21 protein-coding genes are annotated in these 24,434 nt (G+C 74.9%); 10 read left to right on the forward strand and 11 right to left on the reverse strand.

Going from position 1 to position 24,434, the window contains the following annotated elements; translation table 11 throughout:
* Together BI06_RS13790 and BI06_RS13795 are read right to left on the reverse strand one after the other, a co-directional pair.
* Positions 1-2,300 (reverse strand): type 2 lanthipeptide synthetase LanM family protein (locus BI06_RS13790; protein WP_051740987.1); only part of this gene is annotated, 2,300 nt, incomplete at its 3' end.
* A 612-nt stretch (positions 2,301-2,912) separates the two neighbouring features.
* Positions 2,913-3,557, reverse strand: a complete 645-nt coding sequence (locus tag BI06_RS13795; protein WP_043468349.1) for a bifunctional 2-polyprenyl-6-hydroxyphenol methylase/3-demethylubiquinol 3-O-methyltransferase UbiG — start codon at positions 3,555-3,557, stop codon at positions 2,913-2,915.
* A 294-nt stretch (positions 3,558-3,851) separates the two neighbouring features.
* On the opposite strand from BI06_RS13795, the gene BI06_RS55135 reads away from it, so the two are divergent.
* From BI06_RS55135 to BI06_RS13830, 7 genes are all read left to right on the forward strand, one after another.
* Positions 3,852-4,667: a sigma 54 modulation/S30EA ribosomal C-terminal domain-containing protein gene (locus BI06_RS55135; RefSeq protein ID WP_051740989.1), complete on the forward strand. Its 816-nt coding sequence runs from the start codon at positions 3,852-3,854 to the stop codon at positions 4,665-4,667.
* 62 nt (positions 4,668-4,729) lie between these two features.
* Positions 4,730-5,206, forward strand: a complete 477-nt coding sequence (locus BI06_RS13805; RefSeq protein WP_051741289.1) for a pyridoxamine 5'-phosphate oxidase family protein — start codon at positions 4,730-4,732, stop codon at positions 5,204-5,206.
* 262 nt (positions 5,207-5,468) lie between these two features.
* Positions 5,469-7,256 (forward strand): cytochrome c oxidase subunit I, encoded by a 1,788-nt coding sequence (gene ctaD / locus BI06_RS13810; protein ID WP_082558469.1) that lies wholly within the window; start codon positions 5,469-5,471, stop codon positions 7,254-7,256.
* Positions 7,257-7,372: 116 nt separating this feature from the next.
* Complete coding sequence (locus tag BI06_RS13815; protein ID WP_051740991.1) at positions 7,373-7,909, forward strand: hypothetical protein; 537 nt, start codon at positions 7,373-7,375, stop codon at positions 7,907-7,909.
* Positions 7,910-8,013: 104 nt separating this feature from the next.
* Positions 8,014-8,457: a nuclear transport factor 2 family protein gene (locus tag BI06_RS13820; RefSeq protein WP_051740993.1), complete on the forward strand. Its 444-nt coding sequence runs from the start codon at positions 8,014-8,016 to the stop codon at positions 8,455-8,457.
* 185 nt (positions 8,458-8,642) lie between these two features.
* A complete protein-coding gene (locus BI06_RS13825; RefSeq protein ID WP_051740995.1) occupies positions 8,643-9,389 on the forward strand; it encodes a response regulator transcription factor in 747 nt (248 codons plus the stop codon).
* A 128-nt stretch (positions 9,390-9,517) separates the two neighbouring features.
* Entirely contained in the window at positions 9,518-10,009 is a 492-nt protein-coding gene (locus tag BI06_RS13830; RefSeq protein ID WP_082558470.1) for a pyridoxamine 5'-phosphate oxidase family protein, read from the forward strand.
* Positions 10,010-10,105: 96 nt separating this feature from the next.
* Here BI06_RS13830 and BI06_RS13835 read toward each other — a convergent pair whose 3' ends face one another.
* Both BI06_RS13835 and BI06_RS49440 read right to left on the reverse strand, forming a co-directional pair.
* Entirely contained in the window at positions 10,106-10,774 is a 669-nt protein-coding gene (locus tag BI06_RS13835; protein WP_043468351.1) for a hypothetical protein, read from the reverse strand.
* A 573-nt stretch (positions 10,775-11,347) separates the two neighbouring features.
* Positions 11,348-11,584, reverse strand: coding sequence for a hypothetical protein (locus BI06_RS49440; protein ID WP_149030372.1), 237 nt, complete (start codon positions 11,582-11,584; stop codon positions 11,348-11,350).
* 470 nt (positions 11,585-12,054) lie between these two features.
* On the opposite strand from BI06_RS49440, the gene BI06_RS13845 reads away from it, so the two are divergent.
* Positions 12,055-12,420 (forward strand): hypothetical protein, encoded by a 366-nt coding sequence (locus BI06_RS13845; protein WP_043468352.1) that lies wholly within the window; start codon positions 12,055-12,057, stop codon positions 12,418-12,420.
* 21 nt (positions 12,421-12,441) lie between these two features.
* On the opposite strand, the gene BI06_RS13850 is transcribed toward BI06_RS13845, so the two are convergent.
* Positions 12,442-14,130, reverse strand: a complete 1,689-nt coding sequence (locus tag BI06_RS13850; RefSeq protein WP_078880404.1) for a GAF domain-containing sensor histidine kinase — start codon at positions 14,128-14,130, stop codon at positions 12,442-12,444.
* Between the two features lie 653 nt (positions 14,131-14,783).
* Between BI06_RS13850 and BI06_RS13855 the strand changes: the two genes are divergently transcribed.
* Positions 14,784-15,674 carry a universal stress protein gene (locus BI06_RS13855; RefSeq protein WP_043468353.1) on the forward strand — a complete coding sequence of 297 codons (891 nt, stop codon included), beginning with the start codon at positions 14,784-14,786 and terminating at the stop codon, positions 15,672-15,674.
* Between the two features lie 46 nt (positions 15,675-15,720).
* Here BI06_RS13855 and BI06_RS13860 read toward each other — a convergent pair whose 3' ends face one another.
* A complete protein-coding gene (locus tag BI06_RS13860; protein WP_051741002.1) occupies positions 15,721-16,392 on the reverse strand; it encodes an SMI1/KNR4 family protein in 672 nt (223 codons plus the stop codon).
* Positions 16,393-16,577: 185 nt separating this feature from the next.
* On the opposite strand from BI06_RS13860, the gene BI06_RS13865 reads away from it, so the two are divergent.
* Positions 16,578-17,627: a hypothetical protein gene (locus BI06_RS13865; protein ID WP_051741004.1), complete on the forward strand. Its 1,050-nt coding sequence runs from the start codon at positions 16,578-16,580 to the stop codon at positions 17,625-17,627.
* 46 nt (positions 17,628-17,673) lie between these two features.
* Here BI06_RS13865 and BI06_RS13870 read toward each other — a convergent pair whose 3' ends face one another.
* The 5 genes from BI06_RS13870 to BI06_RS13890 all read right to left on the reverse strand — a co-directional run bounded on the left by BI06_RS13870 (position 17,674) and on the right by BI06_RS13890 (position 24,394).
* Positions 17,674-18,900: a hypothetical protein gene (locus tag BI06_RS13870; protein ID WP_043468355.1), complete on the reverse strand. Its 1,227-nt coding sequence runs from the start codon at positions 18,898-18,900 to the stop codon at positions 17,674-17,676.
* Positions 18,901-19,177: 277 nt separating this feature from the next.
* On the reverse strand, positions 19,178-19,690 hold the full coding sequence (locus BI06_RS46275) for a copper chaperone PCu(A)C (RefSeq protein WP_051741006.1): 513 nt from the start codon (positions 19,688-19,690) through the stop codon (positions 19,178-19,180).
* The gene (locus BI06_RS13880; RefSeq protein ID WP_051741292.1) at positions 19,687-21,948 is read right to left on the reverse strand and encodes a cation-translocating P-type ATPase; all 2,262 of its coding nucleotides are present in this window, start codon (positions 21,946-21,948) and stop codon (positions 19,687-19,689) included. The genes BI06_RS46275 and BI06_RS13880 overlap by 4 nt, the downstream gene beginning before the upstream one ends.
* 53 nt (positions 21,949-22,001) lie before the next feature.
* Positions 22,002-22,160: a hypothetical protein gene (locus BI06_RS13885; RefSeq protein WP_233290148.1), complete on the reverse strand. Its 159-nt coding sequence runs from the start codon at positions 22,158-22,160 to the stop codon at positions 22,002-22,004.
* Positions 22,161-22,312: 152 nt separating this feature from the next.
* Positions 22,313-24,394, reverse strand: a complete 2,082-nt coding sequence (locus BI06_RS13890) for a TerD family protein (protein ID WP_043468356.1) — start codon at positions 24,392-24,394, stop codon at positions 22,313-22,315.
* Between the last annotated feature and the right edge of the window lie 40 nt (positions 24,395-24,434).

Genomic DNA, 24,434 nt, shown 5'->3' on the forward strand with positions numbered 1-24,434 from the left:
GCTCCGTCGGCACCCTCGGCCCCGGTACGGACCGCCCCGGCGTGGACGGCCCCGCCGTGCACCGCGAGCAGGGCCGCGAGCCCGCCGGCGGTGCCGCTGTGCACGCCCGGGTCGGCCTCGTCCTCGGCCGCGGCCACCGTGAGCGCCACCGCCGCGCCGGCCCACCCGGCGAGCGCCGGGTCGTCCAGGAGCCGGGCGAGTTCGGCGAGTGCGTAGCTGATGCCGCCCAGGCCGGCGAAGGCGCCGGAGCCGACGGCGGCCGGGTGGCCGGGGTGGGAGCCGAGGGCGTCGAGCAGTCCGGGGACGGGCGCGAGGGCGCGGCGGGCGACCTCGGCGTAGCGGTCGGTCCCGGTGAGCGCGGCGAGCTGGGCGAGGAACAGCGCGGTGCCGGTGTACCCGCCGGCGAGGTCCGCGCCGAGCGGCCGGACCCGCCAGTGGCGGTCGGCGAGCAGTTCCAGCCCGAGCCAGTTGGTGCGGGAACGGCCCTGGTAGGCGGCGGCGACGAGCTGGTCGCCGAGCCCCCGGGCGGCGGCCAGCAGCCGTTCGGGCTCGGGCGCGGTGGCCCAGACGTTCTCCGGCACCGGACGCCCGGGCCGGTGCGCGGGGGTGTCGGCGGCGCCGGCCATCGCGGCGCGCACGATCCACTCCTGGTCCTTGCGGTCGACCGCGCCGAGCGCGGCGAGCTTGGCCTCGACCCGGGCCAGCCCCGGTTCGGCCAGCTCCCCGGGCAGCCGCCGGCCGCCGGAGGTCCACAGGTCGCGGGTGCCGGGCCGGGTGGTGAACAGCGGCACGTCGCCGGTCCACAGGTCGGCGATCTCGTGCTCGGCCAGCCCGGGACGGCCGGGGTCGTCGACCGCGTCGGTGCGCAGCAGGTCGAGCACGGCCTGCCGGGCGCCCGCCTCGCGCAGCACGTCGGGGTGGGTGGACTCGTCCAGCAGCCGGGCGTAGACCCGGGTGGCCCGGGGGACCACCCGGACCTCGGCGTCCGCGAAGGTGCGCAGCAGTCCGCGCGGGCCGGTGAGGTCGTCGCGGCCGGCGGCGAGCGCCGCGTACCCGGCGCGGAAGCCGGCCACCAGCGCCTCGGTGTGCTCGGCGGGCTCGACCTGGGCGCCGCCGAGCCGCGGCCGGTTGTGCGCGGCGCCGAACGGGCGCGGGCGCCGCACCAGCCGCATCTCGTCGGTACCGGCGCCGGCCCAGTCCACGCCGTCGACCGGGGAGAGCCGCCGTCCGGTGCCACCGCCGCCGATGCCGGAGACGTCCGCGGCGCCGTCGTCGCCGATCAGCAACTGGGGCAGCAGGCCGACGCGGTGCACGGACTCGGCGAGCGCGCGGGCCGCCGGGTCCTCCTCGGGCATGCCGGTGCTGGCTCCGGCACCGGCACCGGCATCGGGGGCCGGTCGGGGCTCGCCCGCCGGCGGGTGGAACAGCGTCTCGACGTCCACCAGGACCGGGTGGTCCCCGCAGGCGACCAGGTTCTCGAAGTGGGTGTCGGTGCCGTCCAGGACGTGCAGCAGCGCGAGCAGCGCGCCCTGCCGCCGGTAGAACCGCTCGACGTCGTAGCGGGTCAGGCAGGGGCGGGCCTCGGCGAACTCGGTCCAGCCGTGGCTGCCCCGGTCGAGCAGGCCGAGCGCGCGCAGCCGGGGCACTCCCGGCTGCGCGCCGTACCAGCCGAGCAGGGTGTTGAAGTGCCGGTGCGCGGCGGGCGGCCGGGGGCGGTGGACGACGGCGGTGCCGTTGGCGAAGTGCAGCACGGCGACGGCCCGCCCGCGCCGGTGGCGGTCGCCGGCGTCGGCGGTGACGGCCAGCAGGGTGCCCGGGTCGCGGCCGCGCAGCAGCCCGGCGACCAGCAGTGCCCGGTCGGCGGCGAAGCGGTCCAGCAGTTCGGCGTGGGCGTCGGCGGCGTCCAGGCAGGCGCGGGCGAGCAGTCGGGCCAGGACGGGGTAGTCGCGCAGCAGCGCGGCCAGGCCCTCGCGGCGGGCGGTGAGCGCGAGGAAGGAGCGGAACCGCTCCTGCGGGGTGCCTCCGGCCAGCCGCCCGGCCGTCCGGGCCGTGCTGAGCTCCAGGACGAGGGTGCGGGCGGCGACCCGGGCCAGCCGTTCGGTGAGCCGCGCCGTGAACTCGGCGCGCAGCGCGGTGAGGTCGATCCGGCCCTGCTGGTCGGCCGCCCGCACGGCGGGGGTGAGCGCGGTCAGCAGCCGGACCTGCGCCCGGTCGGCGAAGGGCTGGAGGACGAGCGCGAAGCCGCTCAGGCCCGGGTAGGCGGCGCGCGGCACCACCGGGCGGACGGGCGCGGCGGCCACCGCGGCCTCGGTGAACGCGGCCCAGTCCGGACGGGTGGCGGGCGCGGGCCGACCCGGGGTCAGTCCCCGTTCCCACCACGGCGGGCCGCCGGCACGGGGGGACCGGAGACGAGCGTGGTGGGAACGGGGAGTCTGGGAGGGGTGGGGCTGGTTCGGGTCGGGACGGTTCGGGCGGTGCTGGTTCGGGTCGGACGGGTTCGGGTCGGGCGCCGCCGTCTCCGCCGTCGGGGCGGATGCGGCGGAAACGGCGGGTGGTGCGGGTGGTGCCGGTGGTGCGGGGAAGTCGCCGGGCATCGGAGTGTGCGGGAACGGTATGGCCGAGGGAACCGCCGGTGCGACCGGGCCCTGAACCGGTCCGGCGCCCCCGTCGGGGCGCGTGCTGCGCACGGCGTTCACCTCAGCCACCACCGCACCTCCGATGCCGGGAGAGAGCCGCGCTGCCGTCGAAGGCGCTGCCCTCGTTGCTGATCCTGTCGTTGGGGCGGTTGCCGGGGCATGGGGGACGTGCCCCCATCTTTCTGCCGCTCGGCCCGCACGATCCGCCGGACGCCCGCCGGACCCCCGCCGATGGACGGGGGCGTTCCGGACGGCCGGGCCGCGGGCCGGCGTCCACTAGCGGCGGGCGAGCAGCAGCTGGGTGGCCGTGGCGGGGCGGCCGTTCATGGTGTGTACCGGGAGTTCCCGCGCGTCCACCGGGTCGAACCCGGTGAACAGCCCGTCCAGCCAGTCCCGGGTGTGGTGGCGGCAGACCGCCCCGTCGCCGGTCTCGAACACACCGAACCGGCCGTAGCGCGCCTCGAAGCGCTGGTAGCGCTCCTGGTTCCGCTCGTCCGGCTGGAGCAGGTAGTCGCTGATGTGCAGCAGCCCGCCCGGCCGCAGGACCCGGTACAGCTCGGCGACCAGGTCGCGCTGGGCGTCGTCGTCGGGCACGCAGGTGAGCACGGCGAACAGGAAGGCCGCGTCGTAGCCGCCGTCCGGCCGGTCGAGCCGGGGCGGGTCGGTCAGCACGGTGAAGCGGGCGGCGGGCTGTTCGGCGCGGGCCCGGGCGATCAGCTCGGGGGAGACGTCCACACCCTCGATGTCACGGAAACCCAGGCCGAGCAGGTCGCCCGCGAGCCGGCCGTAACCGCAGCCGTAGTCGAGCAGGGCGGCGTCCGGGTCGAGCCGGGCCGCCCAGCCGGGGTCGAGCGGGTGGCCGAAGGTCTTGGTGGTCCCGATGGAGTTCCAGTACGCGGACTGGTCGTCAGGTGCCGACATGGCCCGATGATGGCACGCGCCGGGTGACGATGGTGCGCCGGGGGTGTGTGGGGCAGGTGTTCGGCGCGGTACGAGGCGCGGCTCCGGGCGCGGTGCGCGGCACGGCGGGCCGGGCGGCGGGCGGGACTCCCGGCCGGGCGGCGGGGCCGGTGGGCGCGGGCCGATGGGGCCGTTCGGCCCTTCCTGCTCCTCCGGCGGCCAGGGATCGTGAGCGCCGCGCCGGTGTGCGGGGCCCGCCGGGGGCGGGTCGGCGCGGGCAGGACGACAGCGCGGCGGAACGGGAAGAGGCCTGAGGTGGGCGAGTTGGTCACGGTGCGGGTGTGCGAGGGGATTTCGCGGGGCTTCGCCGCCGACGCGAGAACCCGGATCGCCGCCGTGGTGAGCGGGGCGGACGCCCTGGTGGAGGCGTTGCGGATCCGGATCGGGACGCTCGGCGCGGCGGGCTCCCCGGGCGGCGTGCCCGGGGTCCCGGGCCCGCCGGGGGTGCTGGCCCAGGTCAACGCCGAGGTGGACGGTCGGCGGATCCGCATCCAGGAGGCCGCGGCCGACCTGGGCGAGGCGCTGGACCGGCTCCCGGACGGGCTGCGCAGCCGGATGACCGCCGTCACCGCCGGGTGGACACCCCGGCCGTGGCCGCGCCGGACGCGCGCCCGGGGGCTGTCGGCGGCCGCCGAACCCTTGGTGCCCGTCAGGTCCGTCGCGCGCCTCGAAGTCCCCTGCCCGTCCGGGCCCCGGCGCATCGTCCGACGCAAGCGGCCGCAACTGGTCTGGTGCTCCCCGGACGCGGCGGCCCGCACCATGGACGCGATGGACTACGACATCCACCTGTTCACCGATCCGGCCACCGAGACCGACGCGGTCGTCTACCGGGTCGGCCCGACCGGCTACCGGCTGGCCCGTACCGTGGCCGCCGGTCCGCCCACCCGGACGGCCGTTCCGCTGACCCTCAGCCCCTGCGGTGCACCGGAGTTGAGCGAGGAACAGGCCGTCGAACGGCTCACCGCCGCCGAACTGCCCCATCTGTTCTTCGCCCAGCCCGGTTCGGGGCACGGCCGGGTGCTCTACCGGCGCTTCGACGGCGGCCTCGGCCTGATCGCGGCCGCCTCGTGAGCGACGAGTCGGTCCGCCGCCGGCTGCGGGCGCTGCGTCGCTCGGCGGGCCCGCCACCGTCCCTGCACCGGCCGGGCCCGGCGCCGCGGCCCCGGCCGCCGGTGGAGGCGCCGCCGCGCGAACTGGTGCCGCTGGACCGGGCCGAGGCGCTGCGGCTGCTGGGCGGCGCGCCGTTCGGCCGGATCGTCTTCACCGTGCGGGCGCTGCCCGCGATCCGTCCGGTCAACCACCTCCTGGTCGACGACACCGTGGTGGTCCGCACCCACGAGGGTGCCGCGCTCACTGCGGTCGCCCTGGGGGACGAGGACATCGGTGTGGTGGTCGCCTACGAGGCGGACGCGATCGACCCGGTGACCAGGCTGGGCTGGAGCGTGGTGGTCACCGGCTTCGCCCGGCCGGTCACCGATCCCGCCCGACTCGCGCGCTACCGGGCGCTGTTGAGTCCCTGGGTGAACGGCTCGATGGACCACATGGTGGCCATCCAGCCCGACCTGGTGGCCGGCTACCGGCTGACCGCGGGGACCGCCGCGGCGTCCTGAGCCGGTTCCGGTGCGGCCGGTGTGGCGGGTGCGGCCGGTGCGGTCGGGAGAGTGAACTCTCCCGACCGCACCGGCCGTTCGGCGTTCCCTTCCTCCCCGGCGCCGGGGAAGCGGTCCGGCCCGGACGGTGGTCCCGCCCGGCGGCCCGGATCCGAGGCCCACCGGCCCCCGTCCACTGGGTCCAACGGCCCTGGGGCGCAAGGGCGGTGCGTTCCGATCATGGATCGCCACCCATCCGCAGAAGTTTCGAAGGAGTGCGTCCTTGAGCGCCATCGAGGCACAGGGCGACAGCGCGCCGCCGCCGTCCGCCGCCCGACCGGGAGAGGTCCGGGCCGCTCGGCCCGGCTCGGCCCTGGTCCGGCTGCTGACGACCACCGACCACAAGACGATCGGCACCATGTACCTGGTGTCCTCGTTCGGGTTCTTCCTGATCGGCGGCGTCCTCGCCCTGGTCATGCGCGCCGAGCTCGCCCGGCCGGGGACGCAGATCCTCTCCAACGAGCAGTTCAACCAGGCGTTCACCATGCACGGTTCGGTGATGCTGCTGCTCTTCGCGATGCCGCTGTTCACCGGCTTCGCCAACTGGATCATGCCGTTGCAGATCGGCGCCCCCGACGTCGCCTTCCCCCGGTTGAACATGCTGGCCTTCTGGCTGTTCATGTTCGGCTCGCTGATCGCGGCCGCCGGCTTCGCCACCCCGCAGGGCGCCGCCGACTTCGGCTGGTTCCTCTACGCGCCGCTGTCCGACGCGGTCCATTCGCCCAGCATCGGCGCCGATATGTGGATCATGGGCGTGACGCTCTCCGGCTTCGGCTCGATCCTCGGCGCCGTCAACTTCATCACCACGATCATCTGCATGCGGGCCCCCGGCCTGACCATGTTCCGGATGTCCATCTTCTGCTGGAACGTGCTGCTCACCTCGCTCCTGGTGCTGCTGGTCTTCCCAGTGCTGGCCGCCGCGCTGCTGGCGCTGGAGTGCGACCGCAAGTTCGGCTCGCACGTCTTCGACCCGGCCTCGGGCGGTGCGATGCTCTGGCAGCACCTGTTCTGGTTCTTCGGCCATCCCGAGGTCTACATCCTGGCGCTGCCGTTCTTCGGCATCGTCTCGGAGGTGATCCCGGTGTTCAGCCGCAAGCCGATGTTCGGCTACTCCGGCCTGATCGCGGCCACCATCGCGATCGCCGGTCTGTCGGTGACGGTCTGGGCGCACCACATGTACGTCACCGGGCAAGTACTGCTGCCGTTCTTCGCGTTCATGACCTTCCTGATCGCCGTGCCGACCGGGGTGAAGTTCTTCAACTGGGTCGGCACCATGTGGAAGGGCTCGCTGAGCTTCGAGACCCCGATGCTGTGGACGGTCGGCTTCCTGGTCACCTTCCTCTTCGGCGGTCTCACCGGGGTGCTGCTCGCGGCCCCGCCGCTCGACTTCCACGTCTCCGACTCGTACTTCGTGGTCGCGCACTTCCACTACACGCTGTTCGGCACCGTCGTCTTCGCGATGTTCGCCGGCTTCCACTTCTGGTGGCCGAAGATGACCGGCAAGATGCTCGACGAGCGCCTCGGCAAGGTCACCTTCTGGACCCTGTTCATCGGCTTCCACAGCACCTTCCTGGTGCAGCACTGGCTCGGCGCGGAGGGCATGCCCCGCCGCTACGCCGACTACCTCGCCTCGGACGGCTTCACCGCGCTGAACACGGTGTCCACCATCGGCTCGTTCCTGCTCGGCCTGTCGATCCTGCCGTTCCTCTACAACGTGTGGAAGACGGCGAAGTACGGCGAGAAGGTCGAGGTCGACGACCCGTGGGGCTACGGCCGTTCGCTGGAGTGGGCGACCTCCTGCCCGCCGCCGCGGCACAACTTCCTCACCCTGCCCCGGATCCGCTCCGAATCCCCGGCCTTCGACCTCCACTACCCGGAGATCGCCGCCCGCGACTTCCTGGAGTACCACGGCGAGCCCGCCACGCACCTGGCCGGCGTCGCCCCGGCCGCGTACGACGCCCCGCTGCCGCGCCGCGAGCGCTCCGGCGACCGGGCCGACCGGGCCGACTGACAGCCCCGCCGGTTCCGAACGCCGGCCCCCGAACGCCGCTCCCGCCCGTGTGTCGCCACCCCCGGGCGGGCGGGAGCGGCTCCCTCCCACCGACGCTCAGAGGAGTGGACGGCACCATGTCGCACATCGTCCTGGCCATCGGCACCGCCGCACTCACCGCGTCCGGCTGCGTCTGGTACCTGCCCGCGATCGCCGACCTCCAGGCCGGCGAGGACCGCCCCCGCTCGGCCCGCACCGCCGCGGCCGCCTGCGTGACCTGGTGGGCCTGCCTGGCCCTGGCCGGCGGCCTGCTGCTGGCCGTCCCCGCCTGGCAGCCCGCCGCGCAGATCGCCCTCGCCGGACTGGTGGCCGGCGTCCTGCTCCGGATCCGCTCCCAGCTCCAGCACCACGCCGAACAGCGGGAGGAGGCCGAGCGCTGGGCCCTGCTCGAACCGCTCCCCGCACCCCGGACGCCCCGCCCGCAGGCCGCGCGGGCCCTGCTCGGCTGGCTGCTCGTCGGCCTGGCGGTCGCCTCGCTCGGCGCCGCCTCGATCCTGCTCGCCGGCGGCGGCCCGCTCACCCCTCGTCTGGCCGCCGCCGCGGGCAGCGCGGTCGCCGTCTGCACCGCCTTCCTGCTCCTCGGCCTCGGCAACGCCCACCGGCACCGACCCTGACGAACCGTCACCGATTCGTCGCCGTAGGCTTGCCGAGGAACTCCGGGCCCGGATGTCCATCAGCCCACCGGGGGCGCCCCCGGCCCTGTCGAGAGGAACGTCCGATGACCGCCACCGCCTCGCCGAGCGAAGTCTTGAACCAGTTCGTCCAGTTGATGGGCAAGGGCCCCGACCTGGCGGTGGTCGACCTGGTCACCACCGACGCCGTCTTCGAACTGCCCTACCTGACACCCGGCGTGCCGCCGCAGCAGCCCGGCCGGGAGGCCTTCCTCACCCACCTCCAGCGGGGCGCCGCGATACAGCGCTTCGACGCCGTCGACCACGTCGAGGTGTACGGCACCTCCGACCCCGAACTCGCCGTCGCCGAGTACCGGCTGCACGGCGAGGTGCTGGCCACGGGCAAGCGCTACACCCTCGACTCGGTGATGTTCGCCCGGGTCCGGGGCGGCCTGATCACCTGGTCCCGCGTCTACACCAACCCCCTGGACGGCGCGGTAGCCTTCGGCGCCGTCGACCGGCTGCTCGGCGCCCTCCGCCCGGCGGAGTAGCACACACCTCTCGGCGGCGGAGCAGCGCGTACCCCTCGGCGGCGGGGCGGCCCGCCGCCGAGGGGCCGAGCCGAGCGTCTGTCGCACATGGGGTCGTTCGACCCTGGGACCGGCGCGCGCCGCAGGGGATGATGCGGTGGACCCGGCGTGCGGTGTGCCGGACAGAGAGAGGGTGGAGTCGCGACATGGCGAGCGAGACGACCGGTACCGCCGCGGCGGCGCCGGTCAGGGTGTTCCTGCTGGACGACCACGAGGTGGTACGCCGAGGGGTGCACGACCTGCTGGACTGCGAACCGGACCTGGAGGTGGTCGGCGAGGCCGCCACCGCCGAGCAGGCCCTGGTCCGGGTCCCGGCGCTGCGCCCCGACGTCGCCGTGCTGGACGTGCGCCTCGGCGACGGCGACGGTGTCGCGGTCTGCCGCGAACTGCGCTCGAGGATGCCCGATCTGGCCTGTCTGATGCTGACCTCCTTCGACGACGAGGAGGCACTGCTCGACGCCGTGATGGCGGGCGCGGCCGGCTATGTGCTGAAGCAGATCAGCGGCACCGACCTGGTCACCGCCGTCCGCACCGTCGCCTCCGGCCGCTCGATGCTCGACCCGGGCGCCGCGACCCGGCTGCTCAACCGCCTGCGCAGCGAGGCCGAGCCGGAGCGGCCGGCCACGGGCGGACCGGAGCTGACCGCCCGCGAGCAGGAGGTGCTCGCGCTGATCGGCGAGGGGTTGACGAACCGTCAGATCGGCGAGCGGCTCTACCTGGCCGAGAAGACGGTGAAGAACCATGTGTCCCGGCTGCTCGCCAAGCTGGGTGTGGAGCGGCGCGTCCAGGCCGCGCTGATCGCGACCGAGCTGCGCCAGTCGGCGGCCGCCGAGCGGGTCCCGGAGCGGTCGGCTCACCATGCGCGCATCCTCGGCCACGGCGCGCGCGGCTGACGGCTGCCTGTTGCCCGCCGACGGCTGCCCTCCGACTGTGCCGCCCGGGGCGGCGGACGGGGAGAAGGGACTCCCGGCGGGACCATCGGCCCTCGCCCCGCCCCGCCCGAGGGGTGACGATCGCAGGTATGAACGCCGATCGTGAAGCCGCGTCCGTGCAGGTCGAGCCGCCCGTCCGGCGGCCGCCGGGAGGTGTCGCGCCGGGGAGTGTCGCGCCGTCCGGCGTCGCGGCGGGAGATGCCGTGCCGGGAGGCGCCGCACAGGGGCCCGGCCTCGACGAGGCCCGCGCGCTGGAACTGCTGCGTCGCGCCGGAGTGGGCCGGGTGGTCTACACGGTCGGCGCCCTGCCGGCCGTGCTCCCGGTCCGCTTCCGGCTGGACCCGCTCGGCGGCGTGCTGCTCTCGACGGAGCCCGGCTCCGAACTGGCCCGCGCCGTCGACGGCGCCGTGATCGCCTTCGAGGCCGACGAGGTGGACGGCGCCGACGGCACCGGCTGGTGCGTCACCGTCCTCGGCCGCGCGGAGGTCCGCCGCCCGTCCCCGGCGCCCGGAGCCCGCGCGGAGATCCGCATCGCCCCCGAGTTGGTCGTCGGCCGCCACCTCCTCCCCGGCGCGGCCTGACGGGGCGTTCGTCGTCCAGCCCCGCCGCTGGGCCGCCGAACGGAGCCTCGGCCGACTGCTGAACCACCGGCGGCCGGCCGCGCATCGGGCGGCGGGTCATGTCCCCCAATTCGCGATGGACACCGCCAGGTCGTTCCAGCGGAAGCGGCCGAGATCGGGGGTATTGCATCCCTTGGGTTGGAAGAACTCGTCCCCGTGCCATTCGAGGAGGTCGAAGAGTGATACATCGAATCGGCACCTGCTCAAGGAGGAGATGACAAAAATCCAATCCCCTGTGCCCAGAAAACCTCGGTGCACCTTGCTCAGGTCCGGATATCCCAGCCCCGCGTCCACACACTTCACGTCGCCTTGCTCATCGATGTCCTCGAAGAAGCACACCCGTGTGGGCAAGGCGTCCGGTGGCTGCGTACAGGTCGCCTCGAGGGCCGCCTCCAGCGCCCCTTCCTCGGCGTCTGTGTGCATACGGCGCGCCTCCGACAGCATCGCTTCGCGGTCGGTGAAGGCCCCCAGAGCCAGGGACGAGTTGTGGATCAGACGCGTCATGAACAAGGGCCGCGTCACTTCCGCGTTCATGCGTTCAAGGTCCTCGACCACTTCTCCGTCGAGAACAAGCGGAACGTCCGGGTAGAGCTCGCGCCTGCGGCCGGTGTGTTCAGGGCGAGCGGACAACTCACCGGCCAGTCCGTCGGCTATGCGAACGGGGTCCGCGTCCCTCACGTCACGCTCGGCGGACCCCTCGTCCGCACCTGGGAACTGGTGCGACATTCCCACCATCTCCTTGTGGTTGTGCCGGGGCGTGCCACGGCGACGCCTCTCCGATGCACGGATCAACAGTTGCCGCAGGCAGAGAAATTTCAGGTACTTACGTTCGTCGTTTCCACGCTAGCCCTGACGTTCCCAGGTCGCCCGACGAGGATTTTCGCCGGAAGGATGCCCGTCAGCGGCCGTGGGAAGGTTGGCGCCGCCGGTGCGGTCGAGCACGATGCCGGTGACGAAGGTGGTGGCGGCCAGTACGTGAACGGCCCGGGCCTGAACGGCCCGGGCCACATCCTCGGGGCGGCCGCAGTGAGGCCGCCCACCGCGCCATCCTGGCCCCGGAGTCCGATCCCGGACACCGGGGAACACCTCGCCGACCTGGCCGCCCACGGGCCCGGCGTCGACTCCGGCGCCACCGGACCCCCGGACGTTCGGCGAACCCGCTGGCGCCCCGGACTCGGACTCCCCCCGGCACCGGTGCACGCGAGAGTCGGGCCCCCTCCCTCCGCCCCCCACTTTCCGGCCCGTCGGCGGGGCGACAACGACATGCACGACCGACAGGCCCGCAGCGCGCCGTCCGGGTCAGTGCCCCTCGCGGACCTCGAAGACGCCGCTGACCCAGTACACGGACGGCTTCTCGGCGTCGCTCGGCCAGTCGCTCTGCAGGTGGCGGCGGCCGTGTCCCAGGGCTCCTGCCCGGTGCGGGCTCAACCGTCCCGCCACCAGGTCGTCCGCCTCGGCGTCCGTGATCGGCAGCACGGTGCGGTACTGCGCGTCCTGCGAGGCGACCCAGTCGATGTACTCGGTGAACACGCTCACGAAGGCCTGCGAGCACAGGCCGCACCGCTGAACGGAGACGATGAAATGCGAGTCGTCCCGAATCGTCCTCTCGAGCCGAACCCCGTCGCGGCTGCGGTGGTGCGCCTGCGCCACCGCAGCGTCCTCGCTGCAGCACGCCACACATCCGAAACCCGCACGGTCACTACCGTCCTGCGGACCCATGGATCCCCCTCGTCCCAGCCGTTCCTGACCGTCCCCCACCCTAACGACCCGACAGTGGGGCCCGGCCGCTGAACCGACCGGTATGCGCCGCCCGACCTGCGGGCAGGCAAGCCGTCCGGCGAGGCCGGACGAGCTGAGGGCGGCGGGCTCCCGGAAGACGTCTCCGGGCGGTGCCCGGGTGGGGGTGAGAGCGTCGCCGATGTGTACAACCGCGCGTTCGGAGCAGTGGGTCCCGTGGTCCGCTCGCGCGCGGACGGGCCGCGGTGGACGATCGCCGCATGACAGCCATGCGTACACGAAGTGCCTGCCTCGCGGCCGCGGCCGCGCTCTCCGTCCTGGCCCTGGCCCCGGCGGCCTCGGCGGCCGTCCCCGCCGCCGCCTCCGCCGCCGCGCCCGCGTCCCGGTTGGCCGCCTGCAACGAGGTCGGGAGCCGGCAGTCCGGCGACTTCCTGATCCAGACGCGCCTCGAGGCCTCCGGCGGCTTCGTCGGGAGCTACCCCGGATACACGATCACCAAGGTCGAGGGCGCCACCCTCCTCGGCACCCCGCTGTGCATCACCGTCACCGACGGGGGGCCCGGCACGGACCACGTGTCCGTGACCATGGCCGCCGTCGGCCGGATCACGGTCTTCGCCAAGCGCGCGGCCGCCTGAGTCCGGTCCGGGCCGCGCCCGCTACACGCCCAGCGGGGCCTCCCACACCAGGCGGGTGCCCCCGTCCTCGGCGGGACGGAGGTCGAAGGTGCCGCCCGCGCGTTCGGCGCGTTCCGCGAGGTTGCGGAGCCCGCTGCGGCGTCCGGACGGCGGGACGCCGACGCCGTCGTCCGTCACCGTGAGCGTCACCGTGCCGCCGGCCGCGCGCAGGGCCACCTCGACCCGGCTCGCGCGGGCGTGCCGGGCGGCGTTGCTGAGGGCCTCGCCGAGGACGGCCATGACGTGCTCGGCCAGCTCCTGAGGCACATCGGTGTCGAGCAGCCCCTCCATGCTGAGCCGCGGCGCGAAGCCCAGGGTGGCCTGGGCCTCGCCGACCGCGCGGGTGGCGCGGGCGCGCAGGCCCCGGTCGGGCTCGCTGTGGGCGCGCAGGCCGAAGATGGTCGAACGGATGATCTTGATCGTCTCGTCCAGGTCCGCGACCGCCCGGCTCACCCGGTCGGCCGCGCTCTGGCTCTCGATCAGCCGCCCCGCGCTCTGCAGCGTCATGCCGGTCGCGAACAGCCGCTGGATGGCCAGGTCGTGGAGGTCCCTGGCGATCCGGTCGCGGTCCTCCAGGAGGGTCAACTGCTCGGCGTCCCGCCGCCGTTCGGCCAGCTCCAGGGCCAGCGCGGCCTGGTCGGCGAACCCCAGCAGCGGGCCGGTCTCCTCGGCCGTGAACGGCGGCTGCCCGTGCGCCCGGGCCAGCAGCAGCACACCGCGCCCGAACCCCCCGCCGGTGCCCAGCGGCACCGCGACGGCCGGACCCAGCCCGGTGAACCGCCCCCGGGGCCCCGCCGGGAACCGCTCGTCGTGCTCCAGCTCGTCGCTGGTCGCCGGGGAGCCCGAGGCGTAGGCGGCGCCGGACAGCGTGCCGTCCACCGGCACCGTCACCCCGAGCCGGGCCTCCGGCCGCCCGCCCAGCGCGACCTCCACCGTCAGTTCCTCCGCCCGCTCGCCCGGATCGGCCAACGCCACCGACACATCGGCCAGTTCGGCGCCCGCGATCTCCCGGGCCCGACGCGCGATCAGCTCCACGACCTCCAGCCGGGGCGCGCCGGAGAGCAGGCTGCGGGTGATCTCGGCGCTCGCCCGCAGCCACCGCTGCTGGCGCTGCGCCTCCTCGTACAGCCGGGCGTTGTCGATGGCGACCCCCGCCGCGACGGCCAGGGTCGAGATCACCGCCTCGTCGTCGGCGTCGAAGTCCAGTCCGCCCCGCTTGTCGGTCAGGTACAGATTGCCGAACACCTCCCCGCGCACCCGGACCGGCACCCCGAGGAAGGTGTGCATCGGCGGATGGTTCGGCGGGAAGCCCACCGAGGCCGGGTGCTCGGAGAGCGTGGGGCAGCGCAGCGGCTGCGGGTCGCGGATCAGCTCGCCGAGGATGCCCCGGCCGGTCGGCTGCGGGCCGATCTCCTCGATCTCCCGGGGGCTCAGGCCGACCGTCAGGAACTGCGAGAGCGAGTGCCCGTCCGCACTGATCACCCCGAGCGCGGCGTAGCGGGCGTCGACCAGGTCGGCGGCGGCCTCGACGATCCGGTGCAGCGCCTGGGCGAGGTCCAGTTCGCGGCCGACCGCGAGGACCGCCTCCAGCAGGCTGTGCACCCGGTCCCGGGTGCCGCGCGCCGCGTCGATCCGCCACTGGAGCTCCTCCAGCAGCTCGTCCAGGCGCAGCTGCGGGATCCGCGGGCCGGCGCCGGACGACGCGCCGGGCTGCGGTGCCTCTCCCGCCTGCGCTGCCTCTCCCGACGGTGGGGACGGCTGGGGCAGGCCGGACTGCTGCGGCGGCCCCGGGTGGGCGGGGCAGCCGGGCGGCGGGGTGCCGTCCGCCCGTTTGAGCCGGTCTCCGCCGGTGCCCGTCCGCGTGTCCTCCGCGCCGCCCACCGGCGTCCTCCTCGTGTGTTCGTGCTGCTCCGGTCGGACCCGCCCGAGGCAGTCCGACAGCCTGACAGACGTATCGTCCGATCAGGTGGTTTGTCGGATTCACGTTAGTGCCGCAGGCACGTGCGGGGGACGCCGGGGTCGGTCACGAGCAGGCAGGGAAAGGTGCGTACGGCCGTCCGCGCGCCGGTCGGCAACCACCCCCCGCGCCCCCCCTGGCCATGATCCAGGCCCTAAGGCCCGTCGGACAGGGCCTTGTGGCCCCTGGCCGCGGCACCGGTCCGCAGACCAGGGTGGGGGAGGGTGCCGACGGTGCGTCAGCGCACGTCGCGGGTGCCGGTCCGACCGGCAACCCGCCACCGGCACCCGCCACCCGGCAGTGCCACCCAGCAGTGCCACCCGACGGTGCGCCCCCGCACCGCGGACCCGCAGCGGAAGGAACGCCCATGACGCCCGCAGTCCTCGCCGGAGTCGACGGCTCGCCCGAGAGCAGCGTCGCCGCCCACTGGGCGGCCGGGGAGGCGCTGCGACGGGGCGCCCCGCTGCGGCTGCTGCACGCCTGGCCGTGGCTCACCGACGGGCGCGCCTCGTTCGCCGACCCGGAGGACCTGCCGGTGGCCGCCCAGCGGATGCTGGCCGCCGTGGCGGAGGAGGTCGGCGCCCGGCACCCGGGCCTCACCGTGCAGACCGATGTGGTGCTCGACGCCGCCGTGGACGGCCTGGTCGCGGCCACCGAGGTCGCCGGCGACGCGGATCTGCTCGTCCTCGGCTCACGCGGCCTGGGCGGCTTCAAGGGGTTGCTGGTCGGCTCGGTGAGCATGGCGGTCGCGGGCCGCGCGGCCGTCCCGGTGGTGGTGGTCCGGCAGCCGGGGCCGGAGACCGGCACGGAGAGCGCCGGGGGGACCGGGGCCGTGCCCGAGGTGGTGGTCGGGGTCGACGCGGCCGCGCCGAGCGACACGGTGCTCGACTTCGCCTTCCGCGAGGCCGAACTGCGAGGCGCCCGGCTGCGCGCCGTGCACGGCTGGAACCTCCCGGCGTCCTTCGCGGTGGTCGGCTTCCTGCCGTCCGGTACAGAGACGGCCCAGCTCCAGGCCGTCGAGGAGAAGGCCCTGGCCGCCGCCCTGGCCGGCCACCGCGCCCGGTACCCGCACATCGAGGTGGTCGAACAGGCCCGCCTGGGAGCGGCCCGCACCCTCGTCGAGGACACCGAGGACGCCGCCCTGCTGGTGGTCGGCCGCCGACGCCGCCCCCACGACCTCGCCCCCCGCCTCGGCCGCACCGCCCACGCCGTCCTCCACCACGCCCACCCCCCGGTCGCCGTCGTCCCCCACGCCTGACGCCGACGCCGGACCTGGACGAAGGCCCGGGTGAGGCCGTCCTCGGTCATCGGGCCGCGCGCTCGCGTCGCTCCAGCCACTCCAGGTACCACGTCCCGAAGCTGTGCCGGTTCCCCCGCGCGTCGACGGACGGTTCGAAGGGCGGGTCGAGCGCGCAGTCCCGGTGGCGGAGCTCGCCCCGGTGGGGGCCGACCATGACGAGCCAGGTGGTCATGCCGCACCCGTCGTCGCTGATGTGGATCGCCCCGCGCCCGCGCTCCAGGTACAAGAGCTCGTCGCCGGCGTCGCCGAAGGCCTCGCGGTAGTCGTCGAGGTAGTGGTCCTCCTCGCCCCGGTCGGTGGGCTCGTGCCCGGCGGCGCGGAGGGTCGCCACCTGCTGGGCGGCCCAGCCCTCGGTCTCGACGAACGGCCCGTCGGGGTCGAGCAGCCAGGGATGGGCCTCGTCGTCGTCCCAGACCCACCCCCAGCTCCCGCCGATGCGGCGCAACGAGGTGAGCTCGAACTCCGGGCCGGGGCCGCCGGCGCCGACCTCGGCCAGAAACGCGCGGTACTCGTCGGGGAGCCCGACGCCGTACTGGGCCTCCACCTCGGCGATCTCGTCGGGGCTGAGGACGGGCTCGAAGACCGGGTATGTCCCCAGGCCGCCTGCTCCGCGCTTGGCCTCCTCGAGGGCGACGACCCGTTCCCGGACTGCCGACCAGTCGATTCGCGGGTTCATGCTCCTCCTGTCCGACGGTGAGTACGGACAGTAGCGCCCGCCACCGACAGTGCCAGGGCACCGGCGGCGAAGCGGGCCGTTGGACCCTTTGCGACGGGTGCGGGGGCGGGGCACGCTCGGGGGTATCGGGGTGTGCGGCCGGTGCGGCGGGGGCCCCGGGGTGTCGAGGCCAGGAGACGATCACCATGACCCACTCAGCTCTCACTCCGGCCGACCTGCGGCTGCTCGCCGCCGCGGGTGGCGCGGCGCCTTCGCTGCACAACAGCCAGCCGTGGCGTTTCCGGCCGACCCCGGACGGGCGGGGTGTCGAGGTGTACGCCGATCAGGGCCGGGCCGTCCCGCTCGCCGATGCCAGCGGTGCGGCCCTGCACATCGCGGTGGGCGCGGCACTGTTCAATCTTCGGGTCGCGGGCGTCCGGCTCGGTCGTGCGGGCACCGTTCGGCTGCTGCCCGATCCGGCGGACCCGCAGCTGCTGGCTGTCCTGGAGCTCTCCGGGCCCGCCGAGACCGTCGAAACGGACGGCATCGGGCCGTTCGGCCGGGACCTCTACCCCGCGATCGCCGAGCGCCGCTCCAGCCGGCGGCCGTTCACCGACCAGGACGTTCCGGAGGAGGTTTCCGCCGAGCTGGTGGCCGCCGCCGGGGAGGAGGGCGTGGCGCTCGCCGTCCTGGGAGAGGCGGCGGTGCGGCGGGTGCTGGCGGTCACCACGGAGGCCGAGGACCGGATCGCCCACGACCCCGCGCGGCAGGCCGAGACCCGCTCCTGGCTCCGGCCGGACGCCGGGGCCGACCCGTCCGCACCCGCCGCCGTCGACGGCCTGCCGTACGCGGTGCTCGGCCCGCAGGACCACGACGCCCGGGTGCCGACGCGCGAGTACGCGGGCCGGCCGCCGCACCACGAGGGGCCGGCGCAGCCGTCCGAACGCTTCGAGGCGCTGCCCCGGCTCTGCACGCTGAGCACCCCCGGGGACGGTCCGGCGGACTGGCTGCGGGCGGGGCAGGCGCTGGAACGCGTCTGGCTGCTGGCCACCGTGCACGGACTGCGGCTGACGGTGTGGCACCAGCCGGTGGAGTGGCCCGACCTGCGCTGGCGCCTGCGCGACCCGGCCGACGGGCCGCGCCACGTCCAGCTGGTGCTGCGGACGGGCTACGGCCCGGTCGGTGCGGCCACCCCGCGCCGCCCGGTCGAGGACGTGCTGGACCTGTCGGCACGGCCCGGGCCGTCACCGGCGTAGCCGGAGCGTGCCGACAGGAGGGTCAGGACCTCAGGACCTCAGGACCTCAGGCCTTCAGGTCGGCGAGGTCCTTGATGTCCTGGTAGCCCAGGCCCAAGGAGTTGTACAGCCGCACCTGCTCCTCGTTCATGGCGCCGTCCCGGGTCAGCTCCTTGATCTGGGCGTCGGTGAGCGGAGCGGCCGCTCCAGCCGCGCCGCCCGCTCCACCCGCACCGCCGCCGGCGGCGGCGAGCTGGCCGAAGAGGCCGCCGATGTCCTCGCTGGAGAGTTCGGTGGCACCGGCGGGCGCCTGGACGGCCGGGGTGTCGTGGCCGAACGCGATCCGGAGCGGCAGCGGCGTGCCACTGGCCTTCTCCTCCAGCTGGGCCAGGTCGAAGGTCACGGCGGACAGCGCGCCGCCGTCGAGGTAGAGGTCCAGCGCCAGCGGGCGGTCCGGCACCTTGGCCGGGGCGGACTTCGGCAGCTTGGCCAGGTTCGGGATGTCCTTGGCGAGCGGCTCGACGGCCTTCAGCAGGTCGTCCGTCAGCTTGCGGGCCGGGGCCGTGACGGTGATCCGGTCCTTGCCGTCCTGCTTGCCCTTCTCCTCGAAGGACAGGTCGCGGGTGAGGATGTCCTTGAGCGACGCGTTGAGGTTCTCGGCGGCCTTCGGGTCCAGGGTCGGCTTGGGGGTCGCGGCCGCCCCGCCGGTGCCGCCCGCGCCTTCGGGGGCCTTCGCGTCGAAGCTGACCCACTGGCCCTTGAGCGCGTTCCCCAGGGGGGCGGGCAGGCCCTCGGCCAGTCCCTCGACCTCGGCGGCGTTCTGGCCGACGAGCTTCGCGAAGCCCGCGAGGTCCCCGCGCGCGTAGGTCTTGCCGCCGACCTGGCGGAGCTCCGCCAGCGGTGCGCCGCCCTTGCCGGTGAGCGTGTAGGAGGCCGAGACCGACGGGTCGGCGGCCGTCGCGGCGCCGTTGCCGGAGCCCCTGGTCGGCTGGATGTCCTTGAGCGGCTTGTCCGCGCTGAAGGCGATCGACAGGCTCACGGCGGCCAGCGCGGCCGCGCTGTCCTTGTCGATCTCCTCACCGGTGGCCGCGCCGAAGGCCTCGATCTGCGCGGCGGTGGCGTCGACCGACAGCTTGGCGCTGAAGGACTTGCCGCTGCCGAAGGTCTCGAAGGCCTTCGACACCTTGTCGGCCGCGTTGAGCTGCTGGACGGTCCCGCACGCGGCGAGGCCGCCGGCGAGGACGGCGCCGCAGGCGGCGGTGGCCAGGGCGGTGCGGGCGGACCGGCGTATCACGGTACTGATGGGAGAACTCCTCGGTGCGGGGCAGGACTGCCGGGCGCGCGACCGCCACCACGCTCCGCGAACGACGCGGTGGCGTGACGGCGCGGCGGCGTGACGCGGTGACGCGGTGACGCGGTGACACAGGAAAGCACGGAAGCCCTGGTCGGAGCATCCGAATTCCCGCAGTCCCCGGAAGGACAGTCCACAAACTACCGGGCCCGACCGACAGTGCGTCGGCCGGGCCTCCCGGGGCCTCCCGGGCTTCCTCGGGGTTCAGCCGCTCAGTTGCTCAGCCCCGGCGGCCGCCGGGTGGGCGGACCTCCGCCTTGACCCGCAGCTCGGGGCTGTTGCGGAAGGTCAGGGTGAACTCCACCCACTGGCCGACCTTCAGCGCGGGCGGATTTATGATCATCAGATCCGCGTCCTCCGGGGACATGGCCAGTTCCCCCCGCTCGGGGACCTCCAGGGCCGTGACCGGCGCCCAACTGCCCGCCGCGCCCTGGTGCAGATGCCGCTTCAGGGTCACCTTCCCGCCGAACTCCCAGCTGGCGCCGGTGAGTTCGTCCGGTATGTCGCCGGGGTTGCGAACCGTGAAGAAGGCCGCGGTGGCCGGGACCCCGCCCGCCGACGGCAGGAGCAGCCAGCCCGGCCCGACCTCGACCGGGCGCGCGGTGCCCGCACCGCCGAGCGCCGTCCAGCCGGACAGCAGCGCCAGCGCCACCAGAGCGGCCCCGACCGGCGGCCCGACCACCTTCAGCCGTTCGACCGCCTTCAGCCGCTCGGCCGTCCGGCCCCGGCTCACCACGCCGCACCCGCCGAGCGCCGCGCCCGGGCCGGCCGCGGGGAGCGCGCGCCCCCGCGTTCGTCCGCCGTGCCCCTCCCCGGACGCCAGGTCCGCAGCCGCAGGCTGTTGCCCACCACCAGCAGCGAACTCAGCGACATCGCCACCGCCGCCAGCATCGGGTTCAGCAGCCCCACCGCCGCCAGCGGGATCAGCACCACGTTGTAGCCGAACGCCCACATCAGATTGCTCCGGATCGTCGCCAGCGTGCGCCGGGCCAGCCGGACGGCGTCCACCACCGCCTCGATGTCCCCGCGCACCAGGGTCAGTCCGGCCGCGCCGATCGCCGCGTCACTGCCCGAGGCGAGCGCCACCCCCAGGTCCGCCGAGGCCAGCGCCACCGCGTCGTTGACGCCGTCGCCGACCACCGCGACGGTCCGCCCGGCGGCCCTCAGCTCGGCCACCACCTCCGCCTTGCGCTCCGGCGAGGCCGAGACGTGCACCCGTTCGATGCCCAGTTCCTCGGCGACCGCGCGCGCCGCCCCCGGGCCGTCGCCGGTCAGCAGCACCGGCTCCAGGCCCATGCCGCGCAGCCGGTGCAGGGCCCGCCAGCTGCCCGAGCGCAGGGTGTCGCCGACCGCCAGCACGGCCACCGGGAGGCCGTCCAGTTCCACCACCACCGGCGTGCGGCCCGCCGCCGAGGCGTCCGCGAGCGCCGCCGTCAGCTCGGCCGGCAGCGGTCCCGCCGCCTCGTCCGGGCGGACCACCCGCACCGCGGTCCCCTCGACCTCGCCGGACACCCCGACCCCGGTGGTGGCCGCGAACCCGGCCACCACCGGAAGGGGTTCGGAGCCGCACCGGGCTCGGGCCGCCCCCACGACAGCCCGCCCGACAGGGTGCTCCGAACGGTGCTCGACGGCTCCCGCGAGCCGCAGCACCCGCTCCTCGTCGACACCCGCGCCGGCGGCCACGGCCACCGCCGCGAGCTCCATCCGGCCGGTGGTCAGGGTGCCGGTCTTGTCCAGCACCACGGTGTCGACCCGGCGCAGGCTCTCCAGCACCTCCGGGCCGCGGACCAGGACGCCCAGCTCGGCGCCCCGCCCGGTCGCCGCCAGCAGCGCGGTCGGCGTGGCCAGGCCCAGCGCGCACGGGCAGGCCACCACCAGCACGGCGACCGCCGCCGTCACCGCCGCCTGCGGGTCGGCGCCCGCGCCCAGCCAGAAGCCGAGCACACAGACCGCCACCGTCAGCACACAGGGCACGAACACCCCGGCGACGGTGTCCGCCAGCCGCTGCGCCCGCGCCTTGCCGGCCTGGGCGTCCGCCACCAGCGCGGTGATCCGGGCCAGTTGGGTGTCCGCGCCGACCGCCGTCGCCCGCACCACCAGCGCCCCGCCGACGTTCACCGTGGCGCCCGCCACCCGGTCCCCGGGCCCGACCTCCACCGGCACCGACTCGCCGGTCAGCAGGCTCAGGTCGAGCGCCGAACCGCCCTCGACCACCAGGCCGTCGGTGGCCACCCGCTCACCCGGACGGACCACGAACTCCTGTCCCGGCAGCAGCTGTTCGATCGGCAGCAGCCGCTCCTCGCCGGTCCCCGGATCGCGGACGCACACCTGCTTGGCGCCCAGCTCGGCCAGCGCCCGCAGCGCGGAACCGCTGCGCCGCCGCACCCTGCCCTCCAGCAGGCGCCCGGCCAGCACGAACAGCGGCACCCCGACGGCCGCCTCCAGATAGACGTGCGCGGTGCCGCCGCCGTCCGCGGTCAGCGAGAACGGCATCCGCATGCCGATCTCGCCCGCCCCGCCGAACAGCAGCGCGTACGCGGACCAGGCGAAGGAGGCGACCACACCGAGGCTCACCAGGGTGTCCATGGTCGCCGCCGCGTGCCGCAGCCCCTGCAGCGCCCGCCGGTGGAAGCCCGCCGAACCCCAGCTCACCACCGGCAGCGCCAGCCCGAAGCAGACCCACTGCCAGCCCGCGAACTGCGCGGACGGCACCATCGACAGCACCAGCACCGGCAGCGCCAGCAGCGCCGTCACCAGCAGCCGCCACCGCTCCCCGGCCTCCTCCGCCGCCGGCCCGGCGGACGGCACCCCGTCCGGCGCCAACTCGGCGGTGTAACCGGCCCGTTCGACCGCCGCGACGAGGTCCTCCAGACCCACCCCGGCCGGGTGCAGCACCCGGGCCCGCCCGGTGGCGAGGTTCACCCCGGCACTCACGCCCTCGATCCGGGCCAGCCGCTTCTCCACCCGGCTCACACAGGCCGCGCAGGTCATCCCGCCGACCGCCAGGTCGGTGGACACCAGCGCCTCGGACTCCGCGGCCGCCCTCACCGGGCCGCCCCCATGTTGTGCCCCGTCCCGGGCTTCCCGCCGCCTCCGCCACCGGGCGTCAGCCCGGGCGTCACCGGCCCCGCGCCGCGCCCCACCGCGAACGCCAGGACGAACACCACTACCAGCAGCAGGGCGAACCCCGCGAGCACACTCAACGGCCGGGCACCCGGCGACATCCCACTCACGCCCCACCAGTCGTGCCCCCACCCCGCCGGGTTCCCGCCCACCCCCAATGACCCGGATCACACACCCGTCCGGCCCAACCCGGACCGGACGGATATGTGCGGGCCCGTCCCCCCCGAGGGCGCTACGCCCGGCGCGCCGTCCGCTGGTCGAGGTGGACCAGCACGCCGGTGCGGAAGCGCTCCACGGCGGCGTCGACGCTCCGGATGAAGCCGCTCTCGGCGTTCCCCCGGGTGCTCCCCATGCTCTTGGACAGCGAGAGCCGGAAGCCGGTGATCCGCGCGGAGTCCTTGGGCAGCAGGTCGCCCGGCTCCGGACGCAGCTTCTCCAGCGTGCCGCGCGGGCCCGCCGAGGCGCCGTCCGTGAGGGTCTCGATGTGCAGATCGGCCGGGGCCTCGCCGAGCTGGCGGACCAGCCGCTTGACCCAGCTGAGCGGGTAGCCCTGCTCCGGGGCCGGGATCTCGGTGGAGGTCCGCAGCTTGCCGACCCGCAGGTCCGCCGCGATCGCGATGGTGCCGGGCGCGTCCTCGATCCTGATCTCCGCGTTGAGCCGGCCGTCCGCGCAGAGCCGGTCGGCCAGCGCCGTTCGGCGGGCCCGGGCGTCCTCGCCGCGGCCGGTGCGCTGGACCGGCAGCACCTTGACGCCGAGTTCGCCGCCGAGCTGCAGGCAGACCTGGCGGATCAGCCGCTCCCAGCTCTCCACCACCTGGGTGGCGCGCTCGTCGCCGACGGCGAGCGTCTCGTCGTCGATGCCCTTGCGGACGGGCACCCAGGCCGGGCCCATGTTCTGGAAGCCGTGGCAGCCCGAGTTGTCGTGCTGGAGGTAGTGCAGCAGCTCCTGGAGCAGCCAGGCGTGGGCAGGATTGCCGACGCCCTCGTGACGGATCAGCATCTTCGCCTGGTAGGCGACCTCGGCCCAGGAGAGGTGGGCGAGCAGCACCTTGTGCTTGCGCCGGCCGTCGATCTTGACCGGGACGAGCGGGCTGCCGTCGAGGGCGACGTCGTTGGAGAGGGTGATGACCGCCTCGTAGCCGCGCCGGGCGGCGATGTCCATGTAGTCCTGGACCTGCTCGGCCTTCAGCGGGTTGCCGTTGGTCTTGCTCTCGACCAGGGCGGTCCACAGCCGTCCGGCACGCTCGACGCGGATCACGCCGTCGGGCCGCTTGGGCGTCTCCCCGTGCGGCAGCGAGACCTCGGCAAAGGTCTCCATCCGGCCGGCGGGGGCGCCGAAGGCGGCGGTCAGCCGTCGGCCGAACTCCGGCACCTGGGCCATCACGGAGAGCAGGACGGAGGTGGCGCGGACCTCTCGCTCGCGGTCGCGGTTGAGGGCGGTGGCGGGGAAGAGTCGGGCGGTGTTCCAGGCGTCGTTCTCGGCGAGCGAGGGCTTGGTGGCCTTGGGGAGCGTCACCTTCTTCCTGGCGGTGCGCAGCCGCTTGGGTGCGGCGGCGGCCGTTGCGGCAGGAGCGGCCTCGGCGGCGGGCGCACCGGTCTCGGTCGGGACGCTGCCGGAGCCCGGAGCGGCAGCCGCCTCCGCGTTCGTCACCGGCGGCTTGGCCATCGGGTCGGCCGCCGGGTCGGCCTGGGCGCTCGCGGCCTCCGCCTCCGTGTCCGCCGCGAGGTCGTGCGGTGCCGGGGCCTCCTCGGTGGCGGCGTCGTCCTCGATCTCGATGCCGAAGTCCGTGGCGAGGCCGGCGAGGCCGGTGTCGTAGCCCTGCCCGATGGCGCGGAACTTCCACTCCTGGTTGCGCCGGTAGATCTCGCCGAAGACGAAGCCGCTCTCCGACTCGGCGTCGGTGATGGAGAAGCCGAGCAGCCGCTCGCCGCCGAGGTCGGCGAGTTCGAGCCGGAGGTTGTCCAACTGTCCGAACGGCGCCCGCTGGTGCCGGCTGGCGGCGATGACCAGCCGCTCGATGCCGTCCGGGACGGCCGTGAGGTCGAGCTGGATGCGGTCCTCGGTGCCGACCTCGGTGGGGCTCTGGCCGAGCAGTTGGACGCTGCCGTCCGCGGCGGTGGGGTTGTTGTAGAAGAAGAAGTCGGCGTTGTCGCGGACCTTGCCCTCGTCGGTCAGGAGGAGCACCGAGACGTCCGCGTCGCCGTCGCCCGAGGGGCTGCTCCAGCCCAGGATCACGGTGACGGCGTCGACGCTCCCGCCGTTCTCGCTGCTCTCGCTCAGTGCGGAGAGTCCGACATTGGCGCCCTTGACCATTTCCTGCACGAATGTCCCCCAGAGGAGCAGGGCTGTGCCG

Origin of the sequence: Kitasatospora sp. MBT66, assembly GCF_000710405.2 — a bacterium.
Lineage (GTDB): Bacteria > Actinomycetota > Actinomycetes > Streptomycetales > Streptomycetaceae > Kitasatospora > Kitasatospora purpeofusca.

Excerpts from the sequence above, each read along its gene's own strand:
- BI06_RS13860 (WP_051741002.1), bottom strand. The coding sequence starts at position 16,392 with ATGAACCCGCGAATCGACTGGTCGGCAGTCCGGGAACGGGTCGTCGCC.
- BI06_RS13825 (WP_051740995.1), top strand. The coding sequence starts at position 8,643 with ATGGCGAGCGAGACGACCGGTACCGCCGCGGCGGCGCCGGTCAGGGTG.
- BI06_RS13830 (WP_082558470.1), top strand. The coding sequence starts at position 9,518 with ATGAACGCCGATCGTGAAGCCGCGTCCGTGCAGGTCGAGCCGCCCGTC.
- BI06_RS13855 (WP_043468353.1), top strand. The coding sequence starts at position 14,784 with ATGACGCCCGCAGTCCTCGCCGGAGTCGACGGCTCGCCCGAGAGCAGC.
- BI06_RS13795 (WP_043468349.1), bottom strand. The coding sequence starts at position 3,557 with ATGTCGGCACCTGACGACCAGTCCGCGTACTGGAACTCCATCGGGACC.
- BI06_RS13865 (WP_051741004.1), top strand. The coding sequence starts at position 16,578 with ATGACCCACTCAGCTCTCACTCCGGCCGACCTGCGGCTGCTCGCCGCC.
- BI06_RS13890 (WP_043468356.1), bottom strand. The coding sequence starts at position 24,394 with ATGGTCAAGGGCGCCAATGTCGGACTCTCCGCACTGAGCGAGAGCAGC.
- BI06_RS13880 (WP_051741292.1), bottom strand. The coding sequence starts at position 21,948 with ATGACCTGCGCGGCCTGTGTGAGCCGGGTGGAGAAGCGGCTGGCCCGG.
- BI06_RS13815 (WP_051740991.1), top strand. The coding sequence starts at position 7,373 with ATGTCGCACATCGTCCTGGCCATCGGCACCGCCGCACTCACCGCGTCC.
- BI06_RS13820 (WP_051740993.1), top strand. The coding sequence starts at position 8,014 with ATGACCGCCACCGCCTCGCCGAGCGAAGTCTTGAACCAGTTCGTCCAG.
- BI06_RS13835 (WP_043468351.1), bottom strand. The coding sequence starts at position 10,774 with ATGTCGCACCAGTTCCCAGGTGCGGACGAGGGGTCCGCCGAGCGTGAC.
- BI06_RS13845 (WP_043468352.1), top strand. The coding sequence starts at position 12,055 with ATGCGTACACGAAGTGCCTGCCTCGCGGCCGCGGCCGCGCTCTCCGTC.